A 21,049-nucleotide genomic window follows, 5' to 3' on the forward strand; every position below is an offset into this window, starting at 1 on the left:
CCGATTGGGGGCAGGCACTTTTTTTAGCTTATTTTTTGTTGACAGAAGCGTCATAGATGCTGTCGACTGCTTGCTGCAGCTTTTCGTTGAACTCTTCGTCTGACTGATTGGCGTTCAAGTCAGCGGCAAGTGCGCGGGAGAAGCTGGCGATTAAGCCGTCGTTCTCTTTCAGCTTTTCGTTTGCTTCGTCACGGGAATAACCGCCGGACAGAGCAACAACGCGAACGACACGCGGGTGATCGATTAATTCTTTATACATGTTTGCTTTGGTTGGAATGGTCAGTTTCAGCATCACGTTCTGGTCATCCGTTAACGCGTCGAGCTGCTTCAGGATTTCATTTTTCAACATTGCTTCACATGTCTCTTTATCCTGACTGTTGATATCCACTTCTGGCTCAATAATCGGAACAAGCCCGGCTGCGATGATTTGTTTACCGAAATCAAACTGTTGGTCAACGATCGTCTTGATCGCTTTTTCGTTCGGTTCATGGACTACGGAGCGCATCTTGGTACCGAAGATGTTACGCTCATTGCCACGGCGTAAGGTGTCATCAAGGTCATGGATCGGCTTCATCAACTGTACGCCATTTTCTTTATCCGCAAGCCCTTTATCCACTTTCAAAAATGGCACGATGCCTTTGCTGGCAAGGTAATCAGCCGTGTACTGGCCTTCGATTTCCCGGTCCATCGTCTGTTCGAACAGAATAGCACCAAGAATCTTTTCTGAACTGAAAGCAGGGGACGTGATGATACGCGTCCGCATCTCATGGACAAGGTCAAACATCTCATCTTCGCCGGAATAAGAATCCTCGGGTACACCGTATGCCGCCAGGGCTTTCGGAGTACTTCCACCGCTTTGGTCAAGTGCCGCGATAAATCCTTTTCCGTTTTTGATTTTGTCAAAATGGGTGTTGTTCATGCTTACCACTCCTTTTTAATAGTGTCGAAAAACATCCACCTATACTCTTCCCTTAATCCGGTCATGTATAACACAGGATGGATGCGCTGTTTCCATTTTAACATGTAAGAGATGTATTGTTTTCACTCATGTTCACTTATTTGGAACAGGGTGAAGCGAAAAAGTGAGAAAGCTGGCCAGAAAAGAGCTGATCAGGACAGGATGAGGCGAGAAAGAAGGAAACCTGTCCGCATACATCGCTTGATCAGACCCTAAAGCCCGACAACCTCACGCATGTCTTAGTGGCTGGATCCTGAGCAACTTTTAAAGCATCCAGCCTATGATTACGTGGGACGCAACTAGAAGCACGGGGAGAAGGATCACATATTTCTTAACCTCTTTCATGGTCATTTGCCCGAATAGGATATGTATGAGGAAAAAGAAGAAGATAAGAATCTCTGGCCACCCTATTGTAAGCTTAAAATCAGGCAGTAAAGTGGATAATATTCCGATTAGGATTATGACTATAAGTAAAGCTGTTATTTGTGCGGGTCGCATGAAATTCCCCCTTTTAGTTAGGTTTTATTATAAGGAAAAATAAGGATATTTTCCATGCTTGCACAAAAGTAGGGCCCAGACAATGAAACAGTCTGGGCCTCGCGTTTTATTTTGGATCATTTTTCTTTGCGTCGTCCGCTATTTCATCGAACGATCTGACTTTTCCATGAGGATTATGGGCGTGCTTTCTTGCTTTCCATTCCCGTTCCTGTTGTCGTTTGGATTTGGTCATTGTCCTGGCTGCTCCTGTTATATATTAAGATCGTTGCTTACTTTATTAGACTTTCTTGCTCGCTTGGCTTTTTCTTTATGCGCCTGATTTGCTTTGGCGCTGCCAAATTCTTTGGAGAATTCTGTGTCCGATATGCTGGAATCAAATCCTTGTTTATTCTTTTGCTGCGGGTCGTTTTTCTTTGTACGTTTTGCCATCGGTTTGCCTCCTTTTTTGTTTAGTATGAAGAAAAAGCAGGCGAATATGCTGAAGCACCCTTAGCAAAAACAACCATTACCCGTTTTCAGATACTTCCTTTGCTGTACCTCGGTGGCTCGACATATTTAATAGGACGATTCCGCCTATAATCAGCGTGATGCCGGAGAAGGTGAGCATGGTGAACGCCTCTCCCCATATCCATACACCCAACAAAGCGGAAAATGCTGTTCCCGATCCGGACCAGATGGCGTAAGCAAAACTCAACGGTATGGTTTTAAGTGCTAATGAAAATAAATAAAATGATAACAGGTAACCAGCAATTACACCGACGGAAGGTAACAAGACGGTGAAACCTTGGGACAGTTTCATCATCGTTACCCCAATCACTTCAGCGATAATAGCGATCGCTAACAATAGATAACCTTTCATAATAATCCCCTCCATCCCTTAATGAGATCCTGCCATATTCAACAGCGTTACCCCGATGATGATCAGCATTAATCCGGCAACATTTTTACGGTTGAATTTTTCTTTATATATCGTAATTCCCACCAGGGCTGTTAGGGCAGTCCCTAGCCCAGCCCATATCGCATACGCGACACTGAGCGGCAGCATATTGAGTGATAAAGCCAGGCAGTAAAAAGCCAGGCCATATCCAGAAACAACACCAATGACAGCCAATTTATTTTTAAATCCATTTGAAGCCTTCAGCATCGCGCTTCCGAAAACTTCAGATATAATCGCGAGCATCAATAATCCATAGGCATACATTACCCTCACTCCTCTTTTGCCTTCCATTCCTGCTAATTTCCGCTATTCCTTAATCTATAAAATTTAATCATTTAAGAAGTACAGCACCATTTTTTGTCATGCTTTCGATTATAACGGTGAAAAGTCTATAGCTGATGAGGAGGATAAGAGATGATACATAACCACGAAGCGGAACAGTCAGTCCTGGGTGCTATTCTCCTGGATGGCATTGTGATGGAGAAGTCAAATCTGAAGGTTGAATTTTTCCGTTCTCATGGGCACCAGAAAATTTTTGCAGCGATTGAAAAAATCCACCTTTGCGGTGAGCCGATAACATTAGTAACTGTAACGAAAGAACTGGGGAAGGCTCTCCACACAATTGGTGGCGTTCGATATTTAAGTGAACTGGCCGATTCTGTTCCTACGTTGGAAACATTCGAACAGCAACAGCGTTTAGTGTTTGAGGCATTTTTTTCCGTAGTGAAGTAACATCCCCATGAACCTTCAAATAAAAAAGAACGGCGGGAAGGTCGGTCTCCAATATAAGCATAAATGTCCCCTTCTTACAAACACTACTAAAAAAAGGAGGAACCCTTTTGAAAATAGCGATAATCGGAGCGGGTCTTGCCGGACTTTCCTGTGCTTTGACTTTGGAAAAACACGGCCAAACCGCGGATATTTTTGAGCAGCGCAAGGAAGTAGGGTTTGGCTATACGATCGCAGAATTGATGACTCCCATACTTCATGCTCCCATTGATGATGCTGTTCAGTATTTTTCTGAAAATCATGATATCCATTTAAAGCCTACTTACAATATCCAAAAAATTCATGTCCATTCCGAGAATGAATCAGCTTATGTAGAAGGAAATATCGGCTTTATAAATATGCGAGGCAGTCATGAGGATGCCTATGAAAAACAATTAGCCGAGCAGCTGGTACACAGTAAGATTCATATGGACAGCCATGTGACATATAATGAGATAGCAAAAGAATATACGCATGTGGTGCTAGCGACAGGCGACCCACAGGCCACCCAGCAGATTCAGCCCTATGAAGTAGCGTTCAAGTCCTGTTTTGCAGGAGCAATCGTCAGGGGGAATTTCGTACGAAACGAGGTCCATACCTGGTTCAACAACTATTTTGCGCCAAAAGGTATGGGCTACTTGCTCCCTCACTCGAAGACGGAGGCGACGCTGGTGATCGTTTATCCCCAATATGAACAGGAATGGGTAGATAAAAGAAGTCATTTCTGGGAGGAGATGTTAGCACAGGCCGCTCAAACACTTGACCAGGAACTCATCATAGAAGAAGAGTTTACGATAACGGATTACATGGTTGGAAGGTGTAATTATCCGCGAATCGGTAACACCTTCTTTGCAGGCAACTGTTTCGGGGGAATCACCCCATTCTTAGGGTTTGGTCAGACTGGGTCTATCCTGAGTGGTATTTATGCGGCACAAGATATTTGCGGGCTCGGTGATTATGAAACGCTTTGTAAACCGCTCTATAAGGATTATGAGGATTCCCTCGTGTTACGACGTGCGATTGAAGGATTGAGCAATCATCAATTGGATTTAGTGACCAAGTCCCTTCACAATTCAATGGTGGAGAAGATTGTCACCCAGCCGAACATGAGTGTGTTGAAAGGACTCAGTCATATGTTAAAGCCTTTTACGTCAAAGGAAGTAAAATAAAGGTTTTTATTAATGAAAAAAGTCACGCGCTTTCTCTTAGTAGCGCGTGACTTTTTTATATAGAAAATTAATTTCTTATGTGGCATTGATCCCGGCTCTATTTACAGATAAGAAAATTTTTCAAATACTTTTGTTGTAAAAGGTTTTACAAACCCGCAAAAAGGTTATACATTAACTATACAATAATTAAACAAAATTGGAAGGTGGTAGATGTAAATGAAAGGTTTAGACATGGTTGCACTTATTCTTATTATTGTAGGCGGCTTGAACTGGCTATTATTCGGATTATTCCAGTGGGATCTGGTTGGCGGAATTTTCGGAGGAATGGACAGTCCGGTCGCACGAATTGTCTATGTGCTGGTCGGTATCGCAGCGATCTATTCCTTTATGCTCTTGAAAAAAGTGAAGTAAGAACAGCAACCCTATCCAGCGATGGATAGGTTTTTTTCGTTAAGAAGATTCTCACACCCCGGGTCCTCCAAGAGGAATGTGACTATTTATTAAGATAGCCGTAGTTGCCATTTTTTCACATTATCGGTATCCTAAAAGTAGACAGAATAATCAGACATAAATATGAACTGCAATTAACAAAGGAGTGTATGCATGCAGAACTTTGGAAATCAAGTACAGTTCCGTTTATATGAGAGGATGCAGCAGCCTGACCCTAATCGTCTTCCGGTTGTTTGCGAGGAATGGGAAGAAAGGGCAAGGGATGTGCTGGAGGATGGGCCATTTGACTATGTGGCAGACGGAGCGGGAGCGGGTAAAACAATGCAGGCAAACCTTCATGCTTTTGATCGTTGGGAACTTGTACCGAGGATGCTCCGAAATGTAGAAAAGCGTGATTTACATGTTCAATTATTTGGTGATACATACCCGTTTCCAGTTCTTCATGCACCAATAGGGGTGCAGTCGATCATTCATGAGGACGGTGATTTGGGTTCGGCAAGAGCGTGTGCGGAGCTTGGTGTACCTTTTATTGCAAGTAGTGCTTCCACGACGCCAATGGAGAAAATTGCAGAAGAGATGGGGGATTCCCCTCGTTGGTTTCAATTATATTGGAGCAATGATCCGGATATCGCGGCCAGTTTTTTGAAACGAGCAGAAGCTTCCGGATACTCCGCCATCGTTGTGACACTGGATACACCTATGATGGCCTGGCGGGAAAAGGATTTGAAAAATGTATATCTGCCGTTTTTATTAGGAGAAGGTGTCGGAAACTACTTTACGGACCCGGCATTTTGTTCCAAGTTGGAGAAACATCCAAAAGAAGACCCGGAAGCCGCCATCATGCTCTGGACACAGGTGTTCGGCAATGCTGGCTTAACGTGGGAGGATATTGCCTTTTTGAAGGCGAATACGAACCTGCCCATTGTTCTAAAAGGAATTCTGCACCCGGATGATGCGAAACGAGCATTAGAATATGGTGCGGATGGCGTTATTGTATCCAACCATGGCGGACGCCAGGTGGACGGGGCTGTAGGAGCGCTTGATGCATTGCCTGGAGTCTGCGGAGTTATCCAGGATAAAATTCCTGTACTGATGGACAGTGGCATCAGGAGAGGTTCTGATATTATCAAAGCGATGGCATTAGGAGCGAAAGCCGTTCTTGTGGGAAGGCCGTGTATGTATGGTCTGGCGGCAGCAGGACAGCAGGGTGTACAAGAAGTGCTGCAAAATATGATTGCAGACTTGGACATCACCCTGGCTTTGACAGGGGAAAGTTCAGTACGCGAAATGGACTCTTCCATCCTCAAAAAGGCAGAATGATTGGAGGCTGATACAAAATGGCGGGGCTGTTTTGTGTCAGCCTTCTTCTCACTTTAAGGAAGCTTAACCCTAAGGCTTTCGCCATAAGTACTTGGCGAAAGCTTTCTAATGTTACTTGCGCATGTTAAAGTGCGCATTCAACTGGCCGCGAAGCATTTCTTCACGTACTTGGCGCTTTTTCTCTTCTTTTTTCATATCCTGTCTGATTTCATATGTCTGTACGCCTTCTTCGCGCTTGTTGGCAATATCCATCAGCAGTTCCACGTCGTTGAAGGAGTATTTTCGGGTCCCTTTTTTGCTGCGATCCGGGAAGACCAGCCCGCGTTCTTCGTAATAGCGGATTTGCCTTTCCGATAACCCGGTGAGCTCATGGACGACCCCGATTGTGATTACTTTTTTATCTTTATAAGAAGTCAAAGCGAATGACACCCCCAAACCATGATCATTTCCTGTGTAGTACATCGCTTCTATCCATGTTAGAAAAGTTTACATATTCCATTATATGCGAAGTATATAGGGTTTGTGTATGCAGGTGTGCCTTTTTGGTAAGTTAATTGTAGAGGATAATAATAATCATATCACCCTTATTGTAAGAAAATCTAACAAACTTTTATTTCCACATAAAAAAGTCCCCTGGAGGAGGGACTTTAGGTGATTTTTATGGATGATTACGGTAGAGGATAACCAGTAAACCCAATAGGACAATATCCAGCCTTGCGCTGAACAAAGCATGTACAAGCCCGCCATGTAAAGCAGGAATCTTTGTTAATATAATGGCGGCAATAATGATGAACAGTAAAACCATCGTCGCGTATTTTACATACCTGCCCATAATCAATAGAATGCCGGCAACTAATTCAGCCGTAGAAACCGCGTACATCAATTGGACCGGGCTCGGCAGACCCAGGTTTATAAACACACTCCCCATCTCGGAGTTGAGCAGCTTCATCAATGCGGATGTGATGAACACAAAAGCAACTAAAAAACGGATCAGTTTCATTGTCGTCATCGCCTGTCCCCCTTTGTAAGAGACTATGCAAATCGTGCATAGACAATGACAGACAATTGTTTAATGACCGTGGCCGGAATCCTCTTCCTCGGGAGCGGCGTTTTTAAGAAACCACCGTTCACCGATAAAAATCAAAATGATGAACACAACAGAAACGGCAACAACCAGCAGATCTGTTTTCAATTTCACCCACATAAAGGCGCCTAACACAATTGCATCAAGAATTAGCGCGGTTAAAACAAACCCTGTGCTGGCATTCACTTTTTCACGTAAATGCTTGTACACGCCCCAGTGAACAATCATATCCATAACGAGATAAAGGATAGCTCCCATCGATGCGATCCTGCTTAAATCGAAAAATATCGTCAGTACCATGGCAAAGACAATCGTATAGACCAGGGTATGCTTTTGAATCCTTCCAGGCATCCCGAAATGCTTATGGGGGATCAGCTTCATGTCCGTCAGCATCGCCAGCATCCTTGAGACGGCAAATACACTGGCGATAATCCCGGAAATCGTAGCGATAATGGCGATGATAACCGTAAACCACAGTCCAAGACTTCCGAAAGCAGGCCGTGCTGCTTCTGCGAGGGCGTAATCTTTCGCTTCAATGATCTGGCCCAGCGGAAGATTGCTCGACACCGCCCAGGCTAATAGCAAGTAAATAACCAGACTGATTAGTATCGAAATGATAATCGCCCGTCCAATGTTTTTCTTCGGATTGACGATTTCCGATCCGCTATTAGTAATCGTCGTAAACCCTTTGAACGACAAGATGGTCAATGCAACCGAAGCGATGATGGTGGTAATGGTGGTCTGCGGCGTGTCTCCTCCACCCTCAGCGGGGGAGAAGGAAAAACCGGCAACCCATAAACCGCCAATCGCAAAAATCGCAAGCCCTACAATTTTTAGCAGAGACACGACCGAAGTAAACGTCTGAATGAATTCATTCCCGGATATATTTACCAGGAAAGCAAACGTCAGTAACCCAACACCCAATAACGGGACAAGAAAACTTGACGCGTCGATTCCGAACAATTGCAGTGTGTAAGTCCCGAACGTCCTTGCCACCAGGCTTTGGTTGATCACCATGGAAAAAGCCATCAGCAAAGCAGCGGCAGCTGTCAACGTTCCTTTACCGTACGCTTTTACTAAAAACATGCCGATACCGCCGGCCGATGGAAATTCCGTACTCATTTTCACATAAGAATAAGCGCTGAAACCTGTAACGATGCCCCCTATGATAAAAATGAGGGGAAACCAGGAGCCGGAAAGTTCGGCCACTTGCCCAAGCAGGGCAAAAATCCCGGCACTGATCATGACTCCTGTGCCGAGGCCTACCGTACCAATCAAGGATAAGCTGTTCTTTCTATAATCAGACATTGATAACACCTCCGAATGTTACTGTTAGGATTGGCCTGTTTAAGATGCTTACCCGGAAAATTTGCAGATTTTATGCACATATTAAAAACAGAGCTGGCACCAGCTCTGTCTGTTAGATAATCTCTTCTTTTTTCAAAACTGCTTCGATGCCGAAACGGCCTTCTTTCAAAACAGCTTCCCGCCATTCTTGCTCTTGTGGATAGAACATCGCTTTGAACTCATCGAGAATCCACTGGCGGTCGTCTTCTTTTTCTGCGCCTTCCCAAAATAGCCGATTTTCGAGAACGATCGTCGTAAACTCCCGTAATTCTGCTTTTTTTCCTTCTCCGAAGGTGCCGAATTCGAATAGCGCCGAAAAAAGCTTCGTGTCAGGATATTCTTCCTTCCTGAGTTTATGAAAATGGTTGGTGGAATCCCCTTTTACTTTTTTCGGTGTGAACTTCTGGATATTTTTCATGCCATAAAGGTTTTTCAGTTCATCTTCATCGCGTTCTTCGAGTTCTGAAGCCACCATCGTAATTTCATTGGTCGGGCCGAGTGCGGTATGCCAGTCCATGTGAATGACTTTTGAGTACTCCGACAATAACCTGTGCTGCATCTTTTTTAGAAAGACTGCGGATTCTTCTTCTTTATTTCCGCCGTAATAGACGCCTTTTTCAAATTCGAACTGTCCCATGCCTTTCGCTTCTTTGATGGCGCTGTAGCCTTCCTTTGCTAAAGCTTTCGTGAGCTGGGCGTGCAGCTCATTTTTATCTTTTGTTAGATCGGTGATAGTTCCGTTCGGTAAAAAGAGTTCACTCTCTTTTTCATAATATTTGTTGACGTCTTCGGGCACGGAATCCTCATCATAGAGCTGGTTGCGGTTCAAGTCGACGTTGTTTTCGTTGACGCGGCGGAAGTTCCGCATTCCCCAGGGATTGAGCCCATGAATAAGGCAGATGCCCGTCGTGTCAGGATCCATTTGATCCAAGTACTCATCCGCGAATAAGTGAATGACCGCTGCCCCGGCATATCCCTCGATCCCGTGCTCGCCGGAAGTGAAAAAAAGCACCTTGTCCTTGGATTTGCGGGCATTCGCATAGATCATATCGATTGTATTATCTTCTCCGGCGCTGATGGTTTCGCTAGTCAGTTCAGCTTCCGGCCACTTTTCTTTAATTTTATCGAGATGGCTGCGGAATGCAGCGCGGGATTCTTCATAGCTTTTTGGGAAATAGTGTAAAGGTTCGCTCATACGCTTTCCATCCTTTCTGGCGTTTTTCTTTATTCATTCCACATTTGATTAATATCAAACTGTTTTGTGAAAAGTGAAAAGGTCCCTTTTTGTTAAAAGGCTTCTGTCTGGATTATAATGGGATTAACAATAAACCAGGGAGGTTATATGGTGAAGGAGAAGGTTCAGTTACATAAAGAAGCATTTTTGTATGAGCTGGAAGAGTTTTTAAAAATTCCGAGTATCTCTGCGGTAGAAGCACATAAGGACGATGTGAAAAAAGGTGCCGAATGGGTCGCTGGTGCGCTTGAGAACATTGGCATGGAGCATGTCGAAATCATTGAAACAGATGGGCATCCGATCGTTTATGGTGACTGGCTCCATGCAGAGGGGCGTCCGACGGTGCTTGTCTACGGGCATTACGATGTCCAGCCGCCGGAACCGTTGGAGCTATGGGAAACGCCGCCGTTCGAGCCGGTGATCCGTGATGGCAAAATTTTTGCGCGCGGGGCGACTGATGATAAAGGCCAGCTGTTTTTGCATATCAAAGCGTTGGAATTATTGAAAAAAGAGCATGGCACCTTCCCGCTGAATGTGAAGTTCTGTATTGAAGGGGAGGAGGAGATCGCGAGCCCGAGCCTCGGTCCATTCATCGACACCAATGCGGATAAGCTTGCTGCAGATGCTGTACTTGTTTCCGATACATCGTTTATTGAAAAAGGTCAGCCGGCGATCTGCACCTCGCTGCGTGGGGCGCTGGCAATGGAAGTAGAGGTGGAGACCGCCAATTCCGATCTTCACTCCGGAGCTTACGGGGGAGCAGTCCCAAATGCTGTACATGTGCTCGTACGTCTGCTTGATTCCCTCCACAAAGCAGACGGGAAAATTGCGGTCAAAGGCTTTTATGAAGGGGTGCCGGAACCGACAGAACAACTGCGGAAAGAAGTGGCGGAAATTCCTTTTGACGAAGAGCAGATGAAGCAGGAACTGGGCCTTGATGCATTATTCGGTGAGTCCGGATTCACCTTCCATGAACAAACCGGCATCCGTCCGACCCTGGAGATCAACGGGGTGACCGGTGGTTATCAAGGGGAAGGCATCAAAACGATCATTCCTAAAGAAGCGAGTGCAAAAATCAGCTGCCGGCTAGTTGGGAAGCAGGATCCGCAACGGGTGTACCAATTGATTGAAGAGCACCTGGAGGAACACAAACCTGCTGGTGCCAAAGTATCGACAAAGCAATTCATCCAGGCGAAGCCGGTAGCACTTGATTCCCAGAATCCGATGATTCAAAAAGCAGCCGATGCCTATGAAAAGGTGTACGGTGTCCGTCCGCTGTTCCCGAAAGAAGGCGGCTCGATTCCAATTGTTGAAGTTTTTGCGCGGGTATTGGATGCGCCGGTTGTCCTGATGGGATTCGGTCTCCCGACGGAAAATCTTCACGCGCCGAATGAACACTTTCATATCGACAATTTTGAAAAAGGAATCGAGACGATCTGCGAATACCTGCAATCTTTTTAACTACTGTACTAATACAGAATCTTTTCTTAAAGGCGTGTCGTAGCCATGCATATGATTTTACGTATCACTCTCATTGTTTCCGGATTTATCACCCTGTTTCTTGGCATCCTTGGTATCGTACTGCCGCTATTGCCAACGACGCCATTTTTGTTGCTGTCGGCCGCATGTTTTGTCCGGAGTTCCGACCGGCTGTATCACTGGCTGATCACGAACAAATGGTTCGGCAAGTATATTCGTGATTTCCGTGAAAAACGAGGTATCCCGCTGAAAGCAAAAATTATCGGGGTGAGTGTTTTGTGGGTATCGATGTTTTCTTCTGCCTTCTTTTTCGTCGACCTTTGGGTGATCCGGGTATTGATGATTCTGATTGGAGCTTTTTTCACCTATGTGATGCTGTCATTCAAAACATTGAGATAACAAACGTAAACGTTGCTGTTTACGTTTGTTTTTTTGTTGTTCCGCCTTATCTCCGCTATCTTCTGCCCTAAGGATGATACCTTCTTCCCTGTCTCAAAAATGTTCCGCCCTGTCTCAATGAAGTTCCTCCCTAACGGATATATGTTCTTACTTAACGCTTTTGCGAAGTCTCTTTCTATGATAAAAAACACCTATATCATTAGACTAAAGCACTAATTCATAAAAAATTCTGAAAAAGTGGTTGCATTTTCCGGCCAAACTATATAGACTGTATCATAACAGTTAAACAAAACATTTTACTGTATTATAAAAGGAGGAATTAACATGAAAAAACAGATCGAACGAAACAGCGGACATCATTGCCCGGAGTGCGGTACACCAGTAGGAGATCACAGCGCTATTTACTTTATGGAATGTGAACATTGCCTGGCGAAAAGTGAAGAGTAAATTTTTTTATCGTTACTGTTATATAATAACCGCGCGTTTTAATTTATGTATTATAACAAAAGGGGCAGGCACAAATCCTGTCCCGTCCATGAATCCATGAGTAACACCTATATATAACCATTTCAAAGGAGGAGTCAGATTTTATGAAACAAGAAAGAATCGAGAATTTGAAAGAACAATGGAAACAGGAACGCTGGGAAGGGATTACACGTCCATACGAGCCGGAAGATGTCATTCGTCTCCGCGGCTCGATAGACATTGAATATACATTAGCGAAAAAGGGTTCAGAAAAATTGTGGAAGATGCTGAATGAAGAAGGTTATGTCCATGCGCTTGGAGCTCTTACTGGTAACCAGGCGATGCAGCAGGTGAAAGCAGGACTGAAAGCCATATACTTAAGCGGCTGGCAGGTGGCGGCAGATGCCAACTTGTCCGGTCATATGTATCCCGACCAAAGCCTGTACCCGGCGAACAGTGTGCCGCAGGTAGTTAAGCGGATCAACCAGGCATTGCAGCGTGCCGATCAGATACACCATATGGAAGGTAAGGACGGTACCGACTGGTTCGCGCCGATCGTTGCCGATGCCGAAGCAGGATTCGGCGGGCAGTTGAATGTATTTGAATTGATGAAAGGGATGATTGAAGCAGGAGCCTCTGCGGTACACTTCGAGGACCAATTATCTTCCGAGAAAAAATGCGGCCATTTGGGCGGGAAAGTATTGCTGCCGACTCAGAATGCGGTACGCAACTTGATATCAGCCAGGTTTGCAGCGGATACGATGGGTGTTCCAACCGTAATCATTGCCCGCACCGACGCCAATGCAGCAGATATGATCACGAGCGACCTGGATCCCTATGATGCTGAATTCATGACTGGCGAACGGACAGCAGAAGGATTTTTCCGTACGAAACCTGGCATTGAACAGGCGATTTCCCGCGGTCTAGCTTATGCACCGTATGCCGATCTGATCTGGTGTGAAACTTCAGAACCGAACCTGGAAGAAGCACAGCAGTTTGCCGATGCCATCCATGAGAAATTCCCTGGTAAACTTTTGGCATACAACTGCTCGCCATCATTCAACTGGCAAAAGAAACTGGACGACGAGACGATCGCCAACTTCCAGAAGGAACTTGGCAAGATGGGATACAAGTTCCAGTTTGTGACACTCGCAGGTTTCCATTCCTTGAACCATGGCATGTTCGAATTGGCTCGCCAATACAAAGATCGCGGTATGGAAGCTTATTCCGAGCTGCAGCAGGCTGAATTCGCCAGTGAAGAACACGGCTACACCGCTACCCGCCACCAGCGAGAAGTCGGAACAGGCTACTTTGATGAAGTTGCCCAGGTCATCTCAGGCGGAACATCATCAACGACGGCTTTGAAAGGTTCGACGGAAGCGGATCAATTTACAGAACGAGAACTGTCCAGTCAAAAATAATCAGCACAAAAGGGTGCCGGCGATCGGCACCCTTTTTTAATGGGCGATTTCGTTGTAATTGTGCGATCGTGGCTGCTAATCGTACGAGTTTGCCTGTTAAGTGTGCGGCCTCGACTGTTAAACGAGCGACCTCCCATAATCGTGCGTCCGGTGTTTAAACCGTCTTTTTCAATGCAAAAATGGCAAGCGCAACCGCGCTGAAGCCGCTGACTAGTTTACCTACGATCATGGCAAACACCATCTCCTGGTTGACACCGGCGACAAAACCTAAATGGCCACCCAATACAAACGCCCCGCTTACTGCAAAGGCAACATTGATGATTTTTCCTCGCGGTTCCATCTCCTTCAAAAGCACCAGCATCGGGATACTGTGTGCAAGTGATGCGATCAGCCCGGTTGTCGAGGTTTCACTGATTTGCAGTTTTCCTCCGATTTTTGCTAAGTATTTATCAAAGGCACGGGAGATGAACGCAACCATTGGAAAAGCGCCGGCAAGGAAAATGGCAAGCCTGCCAACAATTTGAATCCCTTCATCGAGGGGCGTCATGTTGGGGATGACGACAATCCCGGTCAGGGTTTCTACTGCGATTGCGGTGAGTCCGATAATCGCTAATGCTTCCACTCCTTTGCCGAATATCGAAAACCCGGAGATCATCAACGAAGGCTTTTTCCATAATCCGATAGCAATCACAGTGGAAAAAATAACCGTAGGTATCAGGTTTATGAGAATAATAGTCAGCTCCAGCCCTGCCACCATCGCACCTGTAAAAGCGCCGACAGGGACGGTGATCAGCCCGAGAAGAATGCCTCTGGCGAAGTAGGGGTGATCCTGTTTTTCGATGATTCCAAGTGCAACAGGTATGGTGAACACGATCGTCGGGCCCATCATCGTTCCGAGGAATACCCAGGCGAACAGCTCGGCATCTGGATGCTGGGACATTTCGGTTGCCAGTGAGTAGCCGCCCATATCGATGGCGAGAATCGTGTTTGCGAAAGTGGCTGGATCGGCACCGATCAGACCGTATACTGGGGCGATGACAGGGGTCAGGAATTTGGCTATCACCGGTGCCAGGGAAATGATTCCCACCATGGCGAGTGTCAGGGAACCCATCGCCATGAACCCTTCCGTGAAACGATCGCCAAACCCGAACCGGTTGCCGAGTATTTTATCGATGGCTCCAATACAGAGGAACCCGATTACGATCAGTATGATGATGTCGTTGATTCCCATAGCCCATCTGCCCTTTCGTTCAAGTTAATTTCTATCATAGTAGAGTAGTGGGCAGAATAGAAGCTAAAAATAAAGATTTTGACTTGCCGGTCTCCAGCCTTCTGCTGGAGATAATAGGTTAAGAGAATATGGAATGCTTTTTAGTGACAAGGGGTCACTGTGTTATCGGCAGGTAGTACAGGGAGGGCTGTATAGCCATCAAGCTGGATTCACTCAAAACTTAGCCCTTTTGATTGCTTGAAACTATTGGTATAACGGGTGTATTCATTCAATAGTTCATCTAAGTATTGAGATATTTTTACGACTTCAGGATAGTGGTCTTCCGTTATAGATATGTGGTACATTTTTTGTCGTTGTTCTTCAATTTTCTGTTCGAATTCATCTTTTTTTCATCTTTTTTCCCTCCATTTCGTTACATCATTCGATAGCAAAAGTTTCCAAATGGGGGTGGGGAAAACTTCAAATTGAAGCAACAGAGAAATTTTTCCTTTAACTTTATTTTTTCGTTTCCAGCTGATATGATTACTAGCATACTAGTTTCTGAAAATTGGATAAAAATCTTATCAAGAGAGGTCGAGGGTATGGCCCGGCGACGCCTCAGCAACCTGTATCATACAAGGTGCTAATTCCTGCAAGTTCTTTGAACTTGAGAGATAAGAAGCGGCGAATTCTATTATAAAGTCTCTTCTTATTGGAAGAGGCTTTTATTTTTTATACTTTAAGTAAGTGTAACTTTGTTAAAGGATTAAGGTATAAGAAAAAACAAAGGCTTTCGCCAATATTACCTGACGATATCTAAGCAGAGGAGAGGATTAGAAATGGCAGACACAAAAACTATAACAGCACCATTCCGCGGGGACCATGTCGGAAGTTTTCTCCGTCCGGATCGGCTGAAGCAAGCACGCCAGCAAAGACAGAATGGGGATATTTCTGCAGAAGAACTGACACGGATTGAAGATGAGGAGATTATAAAGCTGGTAGAAAAGCAAAAAGAAGCAGGACTGCAGTCAATTACTGATGGGGATTTCCGCCGTGCCTGGTGGCATTTTGATTTTCTCGAAAATTTAGTTGGCGTTGAAGGGTACGAGCCGGAGTCCGGCATTCAGTTCAAAGGGGTGGAAACGAAACCCCATTCTGTACGGGTTGTCGATAGGGTCGACTTCAGTGATAACCATCCGATGATTGAGCATTATAAATTTCTTCATTCCCTGGTGGGGGAAAATCATACGCCGAAGTTCACGATCCCGAGTCCGAATATGCTATTATTCCGAGGCAATATCAATAAGGAAATCTATGAAAATGAATCAGAATTACTGAGCGATTTGACAAAAGCTTATCAAAAGGCGATCCAGGCCTTTTACGATGCCGGCTGCCGCTACCTGCAGCTCGATGATACGTCATGGGCAGGATTTTTCTCAGAAGAAGGCCTGCAGATGATTCGTGATCGTGGCCAGGACCCGGAGGAACTTAAAGGATTGTTTGTCCAGGCAGTCAATGAATCGATTGCTAAAAAGCCGGAGGACCTTGTGATTACAATGCATATTTGCCGGGGCAACTTCCGCTCCACGTATACCGCATCCGGCGGCTATGATGCGGTATCGGAAACGATTTTCAGCGAATTGAATGTAGACGGATTGTTCCTCGAGTATGATGATGAACGCTCCGGTGGGTTTGAGCCGCTGCGCCACGTGAAGCGCGATGACCTCCGAGTCGTCCTTGGACTGATTACCTCTAAAACGGGGGAGCTAGAAGATAAAGACCGTATCAAAAAACGAATCGCGGAAGCAGCGGAATATGTACCGTTAGATCAGCTGTGCCTCAGTCCGCAATGCGGATTCGCATCCACCGAAGAAGGCAATATTCTTTCTGAAGGAGAGCAATGGGCGAAAATCAGGCATGTCCTTGAAATCGCAGACAACGTTTGGAATTAATCAAAAGCCAGCCACTTATATGAACAGTGGCTGGCTTTATGGTTTGGAGTTTTTACGATCAATAACAACTTGGTTGTGATCAAAAATGAACTAGTTATGAGCGATAAACGGAATATATGACCAGAATTCCGAATCAGGCTTCCAACTCTGCTTTGATCTGATCAAACAGTGCATCTACTTTACTGTCATCTGTCGCCGCGGCGTAGATTTGTTCAAGCCCATCATGCAGTCGCTTCACTTCCTGTAAGATGACAATGCCATTTTTCATATACGATTTATAACTGCGATTCAGTTCCATGATCGCGGTGGCGTAATTCTCATCCGTCCTTGGTGTGACCGCTTTTTCATAGATATCGACGATTTCATCCCCCTCTCTGTCAGGAAAATATTCATGGGGATCGGTGCTGTCAAAAATACAGAATCCGAGCTCGCGGACGACGACCATATCCATGCTCTCCGGATCGAAACCACAATGGTACATTTCAATATCGAAGCCAAGCTCTTCCGCTGCGGCGGCAATTTTTTTCAATAACGTCGATTTTCCGGTCCCTGCCCGGCCTTTGATGAAATAGCGTTTATCCAGCCCTTCGGTAAGATTATCGATGTAGTCTATTACACCATGTGGAGTGGAAGCACCGAAGAAGCGGTGTTTGACAATGGCGGTCCGGCCTGTGGCTGCCACCCCGTCGAAAAAGCGGTCGTTCAGATCGACAGCCAGCTGGTTCGCTTTCGTAAAGTCCATCTGGTTGATGTATATTTCTTCGAGGCCATCGTGGATATGCAGACCGGTCGCAAAGGAAGCGTGGGCCGAGGAAAATTCGTTTTCTATTTTTTCCTTCAAACCGAGGATTTCATCTTCGTGAATGGCAAGCAGATCTTTATCCAGCGCGACATCGGTATCTATGTCTTTGCCGCTCCCCATAAAGCAGTCCCCATCTACGAAACCGATGTTCAAACCCGGAAGAATAACGCCGTCCAGTTCTTCGGGATCTGAAGACCGATGAATCATTTCCAAAGCTATACCTTTTTTCAACGATGCCTCCGCAAGCCGCTTCATCAGCCGTGATTTCACACATGGAGAGGTCCCATTTAATTTATATATCAGGCCGGTATCCTGAAAACAACTGTCATACAACGTGAAAAAGCCTTTGGCCGTATGGTCGCCGGCGAAGTAATGGATAACATTCCCTTTCACAGTAACACGCTCCCCGATTTAGTCTCTTTTCCTTGTGTAATAGGCTATGCAATTTTCTGTTATGGGTGATTGTCTAGCAGGAATCAGGCGGAATCAGTCGAAATAGTAGGGGAATGGAGGGATACCATGAAGCTGACACATATCAGGCTGCTGGTCGATAATTATGAGGAATGTTTCTTTTTCTACCGGGATACGTTAGGGTTTGAGGTTACCTGGGGAAATGAGCAGTCTAATTATGCCGATTTCAAAGGAATCGGTGATGCAACCTTAGGATTATTCGAACGGAAGCAGATGGCAGCAGCGGTGGGGGAAGCCTATGACCGTGATGCGAAAAACCACGATATAGCGACGCTTGTTTTTAACGTTGACGATGTCGAGGAAGCCTATCACAATTGGAAAGGGAAAGTTTCCTTTATTACTACTCCTGTGGAGCAGCAGGACTGGGGCATTAAAGTTGCTCATTTCCGCGATCCTGCAGGAAATTTGATTGAGCTTTACGAACCGATTCCCGGTTCCATGGAAAAAGGAGGATAATTTCATGCGCATATATATTACCAGTGTATTTGTGAAAGATCAGGCGAAAGCATTGCAATTTTATACCGAGGTGCTCGGTTTCGAGAAAAAAATGGACCTTCCGGCCGGAGATTTCCGCTGGTTGACGGTGGTTTCACCGGAAGATGCAGGAGGGATCGACCTGCTGCTGGAGCCGAATCACCATCCTGCCGCCAAACAATACCAGGAATCCATTTACCGTGATGGTATTCCGGCTACTTCGTTTGCTGTCGATGATATTGACACGGAGTACGAACGACTGGCGTCCCTTGGTGTGAGATTCCAAACAAAGCCGACCAATATGGGAGGATCAATGGTCGCCGTTTTTGATGATACGTGCGGCAACATGATTCAGCTCGTCCAGGCATAATCAGGGATTGATTTTATGACGGAGAAAGGCGATTCCGATCAATAGGACTGGCAGTATGATTTGCAGCGGGACATGGACATACATGGGAACAATTTCTAAACCAACAAAGATGTGTCTCACATAATCATGGCTGATCATATAAGTAATAATGATCAGAATGATTCCCGCTCCGCTAACGAGCCATATGCGCTTCGATCGGGGGATGAGAAAAGTTTCATGCATGCCAATGATAGCGGCATGAAAAAATAGGGCGATTTTAAAAAAGCCTAAAACAATCATCGTTATAATGACAAGCGGGTCCATCCTTTGGATGATGTCCTGGATATTGACGAGTGATATCGTTTCTAACAAAGGGATCGTCAATAATTTGGCTGTTTCCGCTCCGTGGACAGCTAAAATCGTTACCTGTGTAATAGTTAGAATAATTCCGCTCATAATAACACCCATAATCCCAACCCTCGTTATGTTTGTGGAACCAGCCAGGTAAGGGAAGAACATCAGGAAGACGATTAACTCACCGAAAGGGAATGTCAATCCCTGCGGGAACGTCGTATCGATAATCGGTTTCCAGCCTTTATCCAGGATGGGCTGCAGGTTTCTGAAATCAGGCAGCCCATCAATATAGACAAAGAAAAGAAACAAGCCGCCAAAAACAATGACCCATGGGAATAACACTTCCGCCGTCCGAGCGAGCACCTCTATCCCCAAGTAAGAGGCGATACCTACCATAAGCGTGAAGGCCCCTGCTACCACAAGTAAAGGAGTCCCTTGCAATATCGTCAATTGCAGGAGGTTGCTGAAATCACCAAGCACCCTGGCTGCAATATAAAAAAAGTAACCAATGTACACGATGGCAATCAGAAAACCGATTACAGGCCCGGTGATTTTTCGAACAGCCTGTGTCAGCAGGAGTGTGGGATGATAACTGGATAAATGGGTATACAAGACATACAAGGCGATTCCACCAAGCGTGCTCATAATAATCACGAGCCATGAACTGTTTCCCGCTTCGAAGGTGAAGCCGAGAACGACAGCACTGCCCAGTTCCAATAAAAGAATCATGATGAATAATTGCAATCCATTGATTTTTTCCGTCACCATCGTGCCCCCCCTCCTATATGTTTATTTTTTCCCCTTGATTCCCAGGACCCTTCCGATAAGCGATAACAACAGCGGATAGACGATTCCAAAAGTTAAGGCAAACCATAACCATGTCGATTCATTCCATTCATTTGCGTAGGTAGTACTTGGGTAGACAATCAGAGATAAAGCAACCGTAAGCATTCCCATCGGCACGGTTATCGTGCGGTACGTATTGAGATTCAATACCTGTGCTAAGACCGTTACAGAAGCATAAAAGTATAAGGATAATTTAAAAAAAATGGTAAGCAGCCAGGAAACAGCGATTACGACTTCTGCCCGTTGAATCAACCCTTCGACATTCAGGCTTTTTGCTACAACATAAGTCGGATATGTCTGATTGGCTGTAATTTCTACACCGAGGACAGTTATGGTGATGAAAGTAATTGCGATAATGAATGTGCCAGCAATCAAGTAGCTGACCATCACCTTAGGAAGGACTCGCTTCTTGTTGGTTACCAGCTTAGGAAAAACCATGAACAAAACAATTAAAGGCAGCAGTGAAACACTGGTATCAAAAATTGCTCCTTCCAATATTGGCTTGAATCCTCCATCCAGCATTGGCTGGATATGTTCAATTTTTATAGATGGCACACTGAAAATATAAATAATAAGCAGCAATGTAACAATGTAAGGGAAAAATATTTCCACTGTCCGGCATATCACTTCAATACCGAGCAATACACCATATACAACGGACCCCATTAGTAAGAAATGAAGGAACATCATTGGTGTTTCCGGCATAATTTGGGTGACAAGAAAATTACCGATTACCCATAAGACGGTTGCTGCTGATATCAGGGAAAAACAGGCGAACAACAGAGCAGCCAATTTCCCCAGCCACTTCCCAAGTACCTGCTCACTGATGTCGACCAGGTTACTAGTTGGGAACTGACGACTGACTGACCAGAAAAACACGAGGATCACCAAACCGATCACTACCGATAAAATAGCGCTTAACCATGCATCATTTCCGGCATAGGCAGCCAAGCTGGCCGGAGAGAGAAGGATGGAAGTACCGATGGTAAAGAGGATGATCAATAAATTGAACTGTCGTAGTGTGATTTTCTCATTTAATTCCATTTCCTTCCCTCCAATCTA

The 21,049-nt window shown here is 45.3% G+C and carries 25 protein-coding genes and 1 riboswitch; of the genes, 11 read left to right on the plus strand and 14 right to left on the minus strand.

Going from position 1 to position 21,049, the window contains the following annotated elements; genetic code table 11:
• Nucleotides 1–28 precede the first annotated feature (28 nt).
• The 5 genes from FHS45_RS11795 to FHS45_RS11810 form a co-directional block, all read right to left on the minus strand.
• Nucleotides 29–919 carry a fructose bisphosphate aldolase gene (locus FHS45_RS11795; protein WP_062443378.1) on the minus strand — a complete coding sequence of 297 codons (891 nt, stop codon included), beginning with the start codon at nucleotides 917–919 and terminating at the stop codon, nucleotides 29–31.
• A 643-nt stretch (nucleotides 920–1,562) separates the two neighbouring features.
• Nucleotides 1,563–1,688: a DUF6254 family protein gene (locus FHS45_RS20210; protein ID WP_220387478.1), complete on the minus strand. Its 126-nt coding sequence runs from the start codon at nucleotides 1,686–1,688 to the stop codon at nucleotides 1,563–1,565.
• A 17-nt stretch (nucleotides 1,689–1,705) separates the two neighbouring features.
• Nucleotides 1,706–1,885 (minus strand): hypothetical protein, encoded by a 180-nt coding sequence (locus FHS45_RS11800; protein WP_062443372.1) that lies wholly within the window; start codon nucleotides 1,883–1,885, stop codon nucleotides 1,706–1,708.
• 76 nt (nucleotides 1,886–1,961) lie between these two features.
• The gene (locus FHS45_RS11805) at nucleotides 1,962–2,315 is read right to left on the minus strand and encodes a DMT family transporter (protein WP_062443369.1); all 354 of its coding nucleotides are present in this window, start codon (nucleotides 2,313–2,315) and stop codon (nucleotides 1,962–1,964) included.
• Between the two features lie 18 nt (nucleotides 2,316–2,333).
• Nucleotides 2,334–2,657 carry a DMT family transporter gene (locus FHS45_RS11810; RefSeq protein WP_062443366.1) on the minus strand — a complete coding sequence of 108 codons (324 nt, stop codon included), beginning with the start codon at nucleotides 2,655–2,657 and terminating at the stop codon, nucleotides 2,334–2,336.
• 150 nt (nucleotides 2,658–2,807) lie between these two features.
• On the opposite strand from FHS45_RS11810, the gene FHS45_RS11815 reads away from it, so the two are divergent.
• The 4 genes from FHS45_RS11815 to FHS45_RS11830 all read left to right on the plus strand — a co-directional run bounded on the left by FHS45_RS11815 (nucleotide 2,808) and on the right by FHS45_RS11830 (nucleotide 6,100).
• A complete protein-coding gene (locus tag FHS45_RS11815) occupies nucleotides 2,808–3,125 on the plus strand; it encodes a DnaB-like helicase N-terminal domain-containing protein (RefSeq protein ID WP_062443362.1) in 318 nt (105 codons plus the stop codon).
• Between the two features lie 107 nt (nucleotides 3,126–3,232).
• Complete coding sequence (locus FHS45_RS11820) at nucleotides 3,233–4,330, plus strand: NAD(P)-binding protein (RefSeq protein ID WP_062443358.1); 1,098 nt, start codon at nucleotides 3,233–3,235, stop codon at nucleotides 4,328–4,330.
• A gap of 216 nt (nucleotides 4,331–4,546) precedes the next feature.
• Complete coding sequence (locus FHS45_RS11825) at nucleotides 4,547–4,741, plus strand: DUF378 domain-containing protein (RefSeq protein ID WP_062443355.1); 195 nt, start codon at nucleotides 4,547–4,549, stop codon at nucleotides 4,739–4,741.
• Between the two features lie 192 nt (nucleotides 4,742–4,933).
• On the plus strand, nucleotides 4,934–6,100 hold the full coding sequence (locus FHS45_RS11830) for a lactate 2-monooxygenase (RefSeq protein ID WP_062443351.1): 1,167 nt from the start codon (nucleotides 4,934–4,936) through the stop codon (nucleotides 6,098–6,100).
• A 111-nt stretch (nucleotides 6,101–6,211) separates the two neighbouring features.
• On the opposite strand, the gene FHS45_RS11835 is transcribed toward FHS45_RS11830, so the two are convergent.
• The 4 genes from FHS45_RS11835 to FHS45_RS11850 all read right to left on the minus strand — a co-directional run bounded on the left by FHS45_RS11835 (nucleotide 6,212) and on the right by FHS45_RS11850 (nucleotide 9,726).
• Nucleotides 6,212–6,562 carry a MerR family transcriptional regulator gene (locus FHS45_RS11835; protein ID WP_062443347.1) on the minus strand — a complete coding sequence of 117 codons (351 nt, stop codon included), beginning with the start codon at nucleotides 6,560–6,562 and terminating at the stop codon, nucleotides 6,212–6,214.
• A gap of 196 nt (nucleotides 6,563–6,758) precedes the next feature.
• Nucleotides 6,759–7,109 (minus strand): DoxX family protein, encoded by a 351-nt coding sequence (locus FHS45_RS11840; protein WP_062443344.1) that lies wholly within the window; start codon nucleotides 7,107–7,109, stop codon nucleotides 6,759–6,761.
• 60 nt (nucleotides 7,110–7,169) lie between these two features.
• On the minus strand, nucleotides 7,170–8,492 hold the full coding sequence (locus FHS45_RS11845) for an APC family permease (RefSeq protein ID WP_062443341.1): 1,323 nt from the start codon (nucleotides 8,490–8,492) through the stop codon (nucleotides 7,170–7,172).
• Nucleotides 8,493–8,604: 112 nt separating this feature from the next.
• Nucleotides 8,605–9,726: a M14 family metallopeptidase gene (locus tag FHS45_RS11850; protein WP_062443338.1), complete on the minus strand. Its 1,122-nt coding sequence runs from the start codon at nucleotides 9,724–9,726 to the stop codon at nucleotides 8,605–8,607.
• A gap of 150 nt (nucleotides 9,727–9,876) precedes the next feature.
• Between FHS45_RS11850 and FHS45_RS11855 the strand changes: the two genes are divergently transcribed.
• The 4 genes from FHS45_RS11855 (at nucleotide 9,877) to aceA (ending at nucleotide 13,529) form a co-directional block, all read left to right on the plus strand.
• Entirely contained in the window at nucleotides 9,877–11,226 is a 1,350-nt protein-coding gene (locus tag FHS45_RS11855) for a dipeptidase (protein ID WP_229717903.1), read from the plus strand.
• Nucleotides 11,227–11,271: 45 nt separating this feature from the next.
• The gene (locus FHS45_RS11860) at nucleotides 11,272–11,643 is read left to right on the plus strand and encodes a YbaN family protein (RefSeq protein WP_062443332.1); all 372 of its coding nucleotides are present in this window, start codon (nucleotides 11,272–11,274) and stop codon (nucleotides 11,641–11,643) included.
• Nucleotides 11,644–11,967: 324 nt separating this feature from the next.
• Complete coding sequence (locus tag FHS45_RS20345) at nucleotides 11,968–12,090, plus strand: hypothetical protein (protein WP_254901766.1); 123 nt, start codon at nucleotides 11,968–11,970, stop codon at nucleotides 12,088–12,090.
• A 143-nt stretch (nucleotides 12,091–12,233) separates the two neighbouring features.
• Nucleotides 12,234–13,529 carry an isocitrate lyase gene (gene aceA / locus FHS45_RS11865; RefSeq protein WP_062443329.1) on the plus strand — a complete coding sequence of 432 codons (1,296 nt, stop codon included), beginning with the start codon at nucleotides 12,234–12,236 and terminating at the stop codon, nucleotides 13,527–13,529.
• A 154-nt stretch (nucleotides 13,530–13,683) separates the two neighbouring features.
• On the opposite strand, the gene eutH is transcribed toward aceA, so the two are convergent.
• Both eutH and FHS45_RS20525 read right to left on the minus strand, forming a co-directional pair.
• Nucleotides 13,684–14,760: an ethanolamine utilization protein EutH gene (eutH, locus tag FHS45_RS11870; RefSeq protein ID WP_062443325.1), complete on the minus strand. Its 1,077-nt coding sequence runs from the start codon at nucleotides 14,758–14,760 to the stop codon at nucleotides 13,684–13,686.
• Between the two features lie 209 nt (nucleotides 14,761–14,969).
• The gene (locus tag FHS45_RS20525) at nucleotides 14,970–15,125 is read right to left on the minus strand and encodes an aspartyl-phosphate phosphatase Spo0E family protein (RefSeq protein WP_371872048.1); all 156 of its coding nucleotides are present in this window, start codon (nucleotides 15,123–15,125) and stop codon (nucleotides 14,970–14,972) included.
• A 192-nt stretch (nucleotides 15,126–15,317) separates the two neighbouring features.
• Nucleotides 15,318–15,420, plus strand: a riboswitch (SAM riboswitch).
• Between the two features lie 158 nt (nucleotides 15,421–15,578).
• On the opposite strand from FHS45_RS20525, the gene FHS45_RS11880 reads away from it, so the two are divergent.
• Nucleotides 15,579–16,691, plus strand: a complete 1,113-nt coding sequence (locus FHS45_RS11880; RefSeq protein WP_062443322.1) for a 5-methyltetrahydropteroyltriglutamate--homocysteine S-methyltransferase — start codon at nucleotides 15,579–15,581, stop codon at nucleotides 16,689–16,691.
• 133 nt (nucleotides 16,692–16,824) lie between these two features.
• Here FHS45_RS11880 and FHS45_RS11885 read toward each other — a convergent pair whose 3' ends face one another.
• Nucleotides 16,825–17,886: a PRK06851 family protein gene (locus FHS45_RS11885; RefSeq protein ID WP_062443319.1), complete on the minus strand. Its 1,062-nt coding sequence runs from the start codon at nucleotides 17,884–17,886 to the stop codon at nucleotides 16,825–16,827.
• A 126-nt stretch (nucleotides 17,887–18,012) separates the two neighbouring features.
• On the opposite strand from FHS45_RS11885, the gene FHS45_RS11890 reads away from it, so the two are divergent.
• Together FHS45_RS11890 and FHS45_RS11895 are read left to right on the plus strand one after the other, a co-directional pair.
• On the plus strand, nucleotides 18,013–18,420 hold the full coding sequence (locus FHS45_RS11890) for a glyoxalase/bleomycin resistance/extradiol dioxygenase family protein (RefSeq protein ID WP_062443316.1): 408 nt from the start codon (nucleotides 18,013–18,015) through the stop codon (nucleotides 18,418–18,420).
• 4 nt (nucleotides 18,421–18,424) lie between these two features.
• On the plus strand, nucleotides 18,425–18,808 hold the full coding sequence (locus FHS45_RS11895; RefSeq protein ID WP_062443311.1) for a VOC family protein: 384 nt from the start codon (nucleotides 18,425–18,427) through the stop codon (nucleotides 18,806–18,808).
• Here the strand turns inward: FHS45_RS11895 and FHS45_RS11900 are convergent, their stop codons facing one another.
• Both FHS45_RS11900 and FHS45_RS11905 read right to left on the minus strand, forming a co-directional pair.
• A complete protein-coding gene (locus FHS45_RS11900) occupies nucleotides 18,809–19,909 on the minus strand; it encodes a GerAB/ArcD/ProY family transporter (RefSeq protein WP_062443307.1) in 1,101 nt (366 codons plus the stop codon).
• Between the two features lie 21 nt (nucleotides 19,910–19,930).
• Nucleotides 19,931–21,031 (minus strand): GerAB/ArcD/ProY family transporter, encoded by a 1,101-nt coding sequence (locus FHS45_RS11905; RefSeq protein WP_062443304.1) that lies wholly within the window; start codon nucleotides 21,029–21,031, stop codon nucleotides 19,931–19,933.
• Nucleotides 21,032–21,049 lie beyond the last annotated feature (18 nt).

This window comes from Thalassobacillus devorans (assembly GCF_011761345.1).
Lineage (GTDB): Bacteria > Bacillota > Bacilli > Bacillales > Halobacillaceae > Thalassobacillus > Thalassobacillus devorans.

Excerpts from the sequence above, each read along its gene's own strand:
- FHS45_RS11795 (WP_062443378.1), bottom strand. The coding sequence starts at position 919 with ATGAACAACACCCATTTTGACAAAATCAAAAACGGAAAAGGATTTATC.
- FHS45_RS20210 (WP_220387478.1), bottom strand. The coding sequence starts at position 1,688 with ATGACCAAATCCAAACGACAACAGGAACGGGAATGGAAAGCAAGAAAG.
- FHS45_RS11800 (WP_062443372.1), bottom strand. The coding sequence starts at position 1,885 with ATGGCAAAACGTACAAAGAAAAACGACCCGCAGCAAAAGAATAAACAA.
- FHS45_RS11805 (WP_062443369.1), bottom strand. The coding sequence starts at position 2,315 with ATGAAAGGTTATCTATTGTTAGCGATCGCTATTATCGCTGAAGTGATT.
- FHS45_RS11810 (WP_062443366.1), bottom strand. The coding sequence starts at position 2,657 with ATGTATGCCTATGGATTATTGATGCTCGCGATTATATCTGAAGTTTTC.
- FHS45_RS11815 (WP_062443362.1), top strand. The coding sequence starts at position 2,808 with ATGATACATAACCACGAAGCGGAACAGTCAGTCCTGGGTGCTATTCTC.
- FHS45_RS11825 (WP_062443355.1), top strand. The coding sequence starts at position 4,547 with ATGAAAGGTTTAGACATGGTTGCACTTATTCTTATTATTGTAGGCGGC.
- FHS45_RS11830 (WP_062443351.1), top strand. The coding sequence starts at position 4,934 with ATGCAGAACTTTGGAAATCAAGTACAGTTCCGTTTATATGAGAGGATG.
- FHS45_RS11835 (WP_062443347.1), bottom strand. The coding sequence starts at position 6,562 with ATGTACTACACAGGAAATGATCATGGTTTGGGGGTGTCATTCGCTTTG.
- FHS45_RS11840 (WP_062443344.1), bottom strand. The coding sequence starts at position 7,109 with ATGACGACAATGAAACTGATCCGTTTTTTAGTTGCTTTTGTGTTCATC.
- FHS45_RS11845 (WP_062443341.1), bottom strand. The coding sequence starts at position 8,492 with ATGTCTGATTATAGAAAGAACAGCTTATCCTTGATTGGTACGGTAGGC.
- FHS45_RS11850 (WP_062443338.1), bottom strand. The coding sequence starts at position 9,726 with ATGAGCGAACCTTTACACTATTTCCCAAAAAGCTATGAAGAATCCCGC.
- FHS45_RS11860 (WP_062443332.1), top strand. The coding sequence starts at position 11,272 with ATGCATATGATTTTACGTATCACTCTCATTGTTTCCGGATTTATCACC.
- FHS45_RS20345 (WP_254901766.1), top strand. The coding sequence starts at position 11,968 with ATGAAAAAACAGATCGAACGAAACAGCGGACATCATTGCCCGGAGTGC.
- aceA (WP_062443329.1), top strand. The coding sequence starts at position 12,234 with ATGAAACAAGAAAGAATCGAGAATTTGAAAGAACAATGGAAACAGGAA.
- eutH (WP_062443325.1), bottom strand. The coding sequence starts at position 14,760 with ATGGGAATCAACGACATCATCATACTGATCGTAATCGGGTTCCTCTGT.
- FHS45_RS11880 (WP_062443322.1), top strand. The coding sequence starts at position 15,579 with ATGGCAGACACAAAAACTATAACAGCACCATTCCGCGGGGACCATGTC.
- FHS45_RS11890 (WP_062443316.1), top strand. The coding sequence starts at position 18,013 with ATGAAGCTGACACATATCAGGCTGCTGGTCGATAATTATGAGGAATGT.
- FHS45_RS11895 (WP_062443311.1), top strand. The coding sequence starts at position 18,425 with ATGCGCATATATATTACCAGTGTATTTGTGAAAGATCAGGCGAAAGCA.
- FHS45_RS11900 (WP_062443307.1), bottom strand. The coding sequence starts at position 19,909 with ATGGTGACGGAAAAAATCAATGGATTGCAATTATTCATCATGATTCTT.
- FHS45_RS11905 (WP_062443304.1), bottom strand. The coding sequence starts at position 21,031 with ATGGAATTAAATGAGAAAATCACACTACGACAGTTCAATTTATTGATC.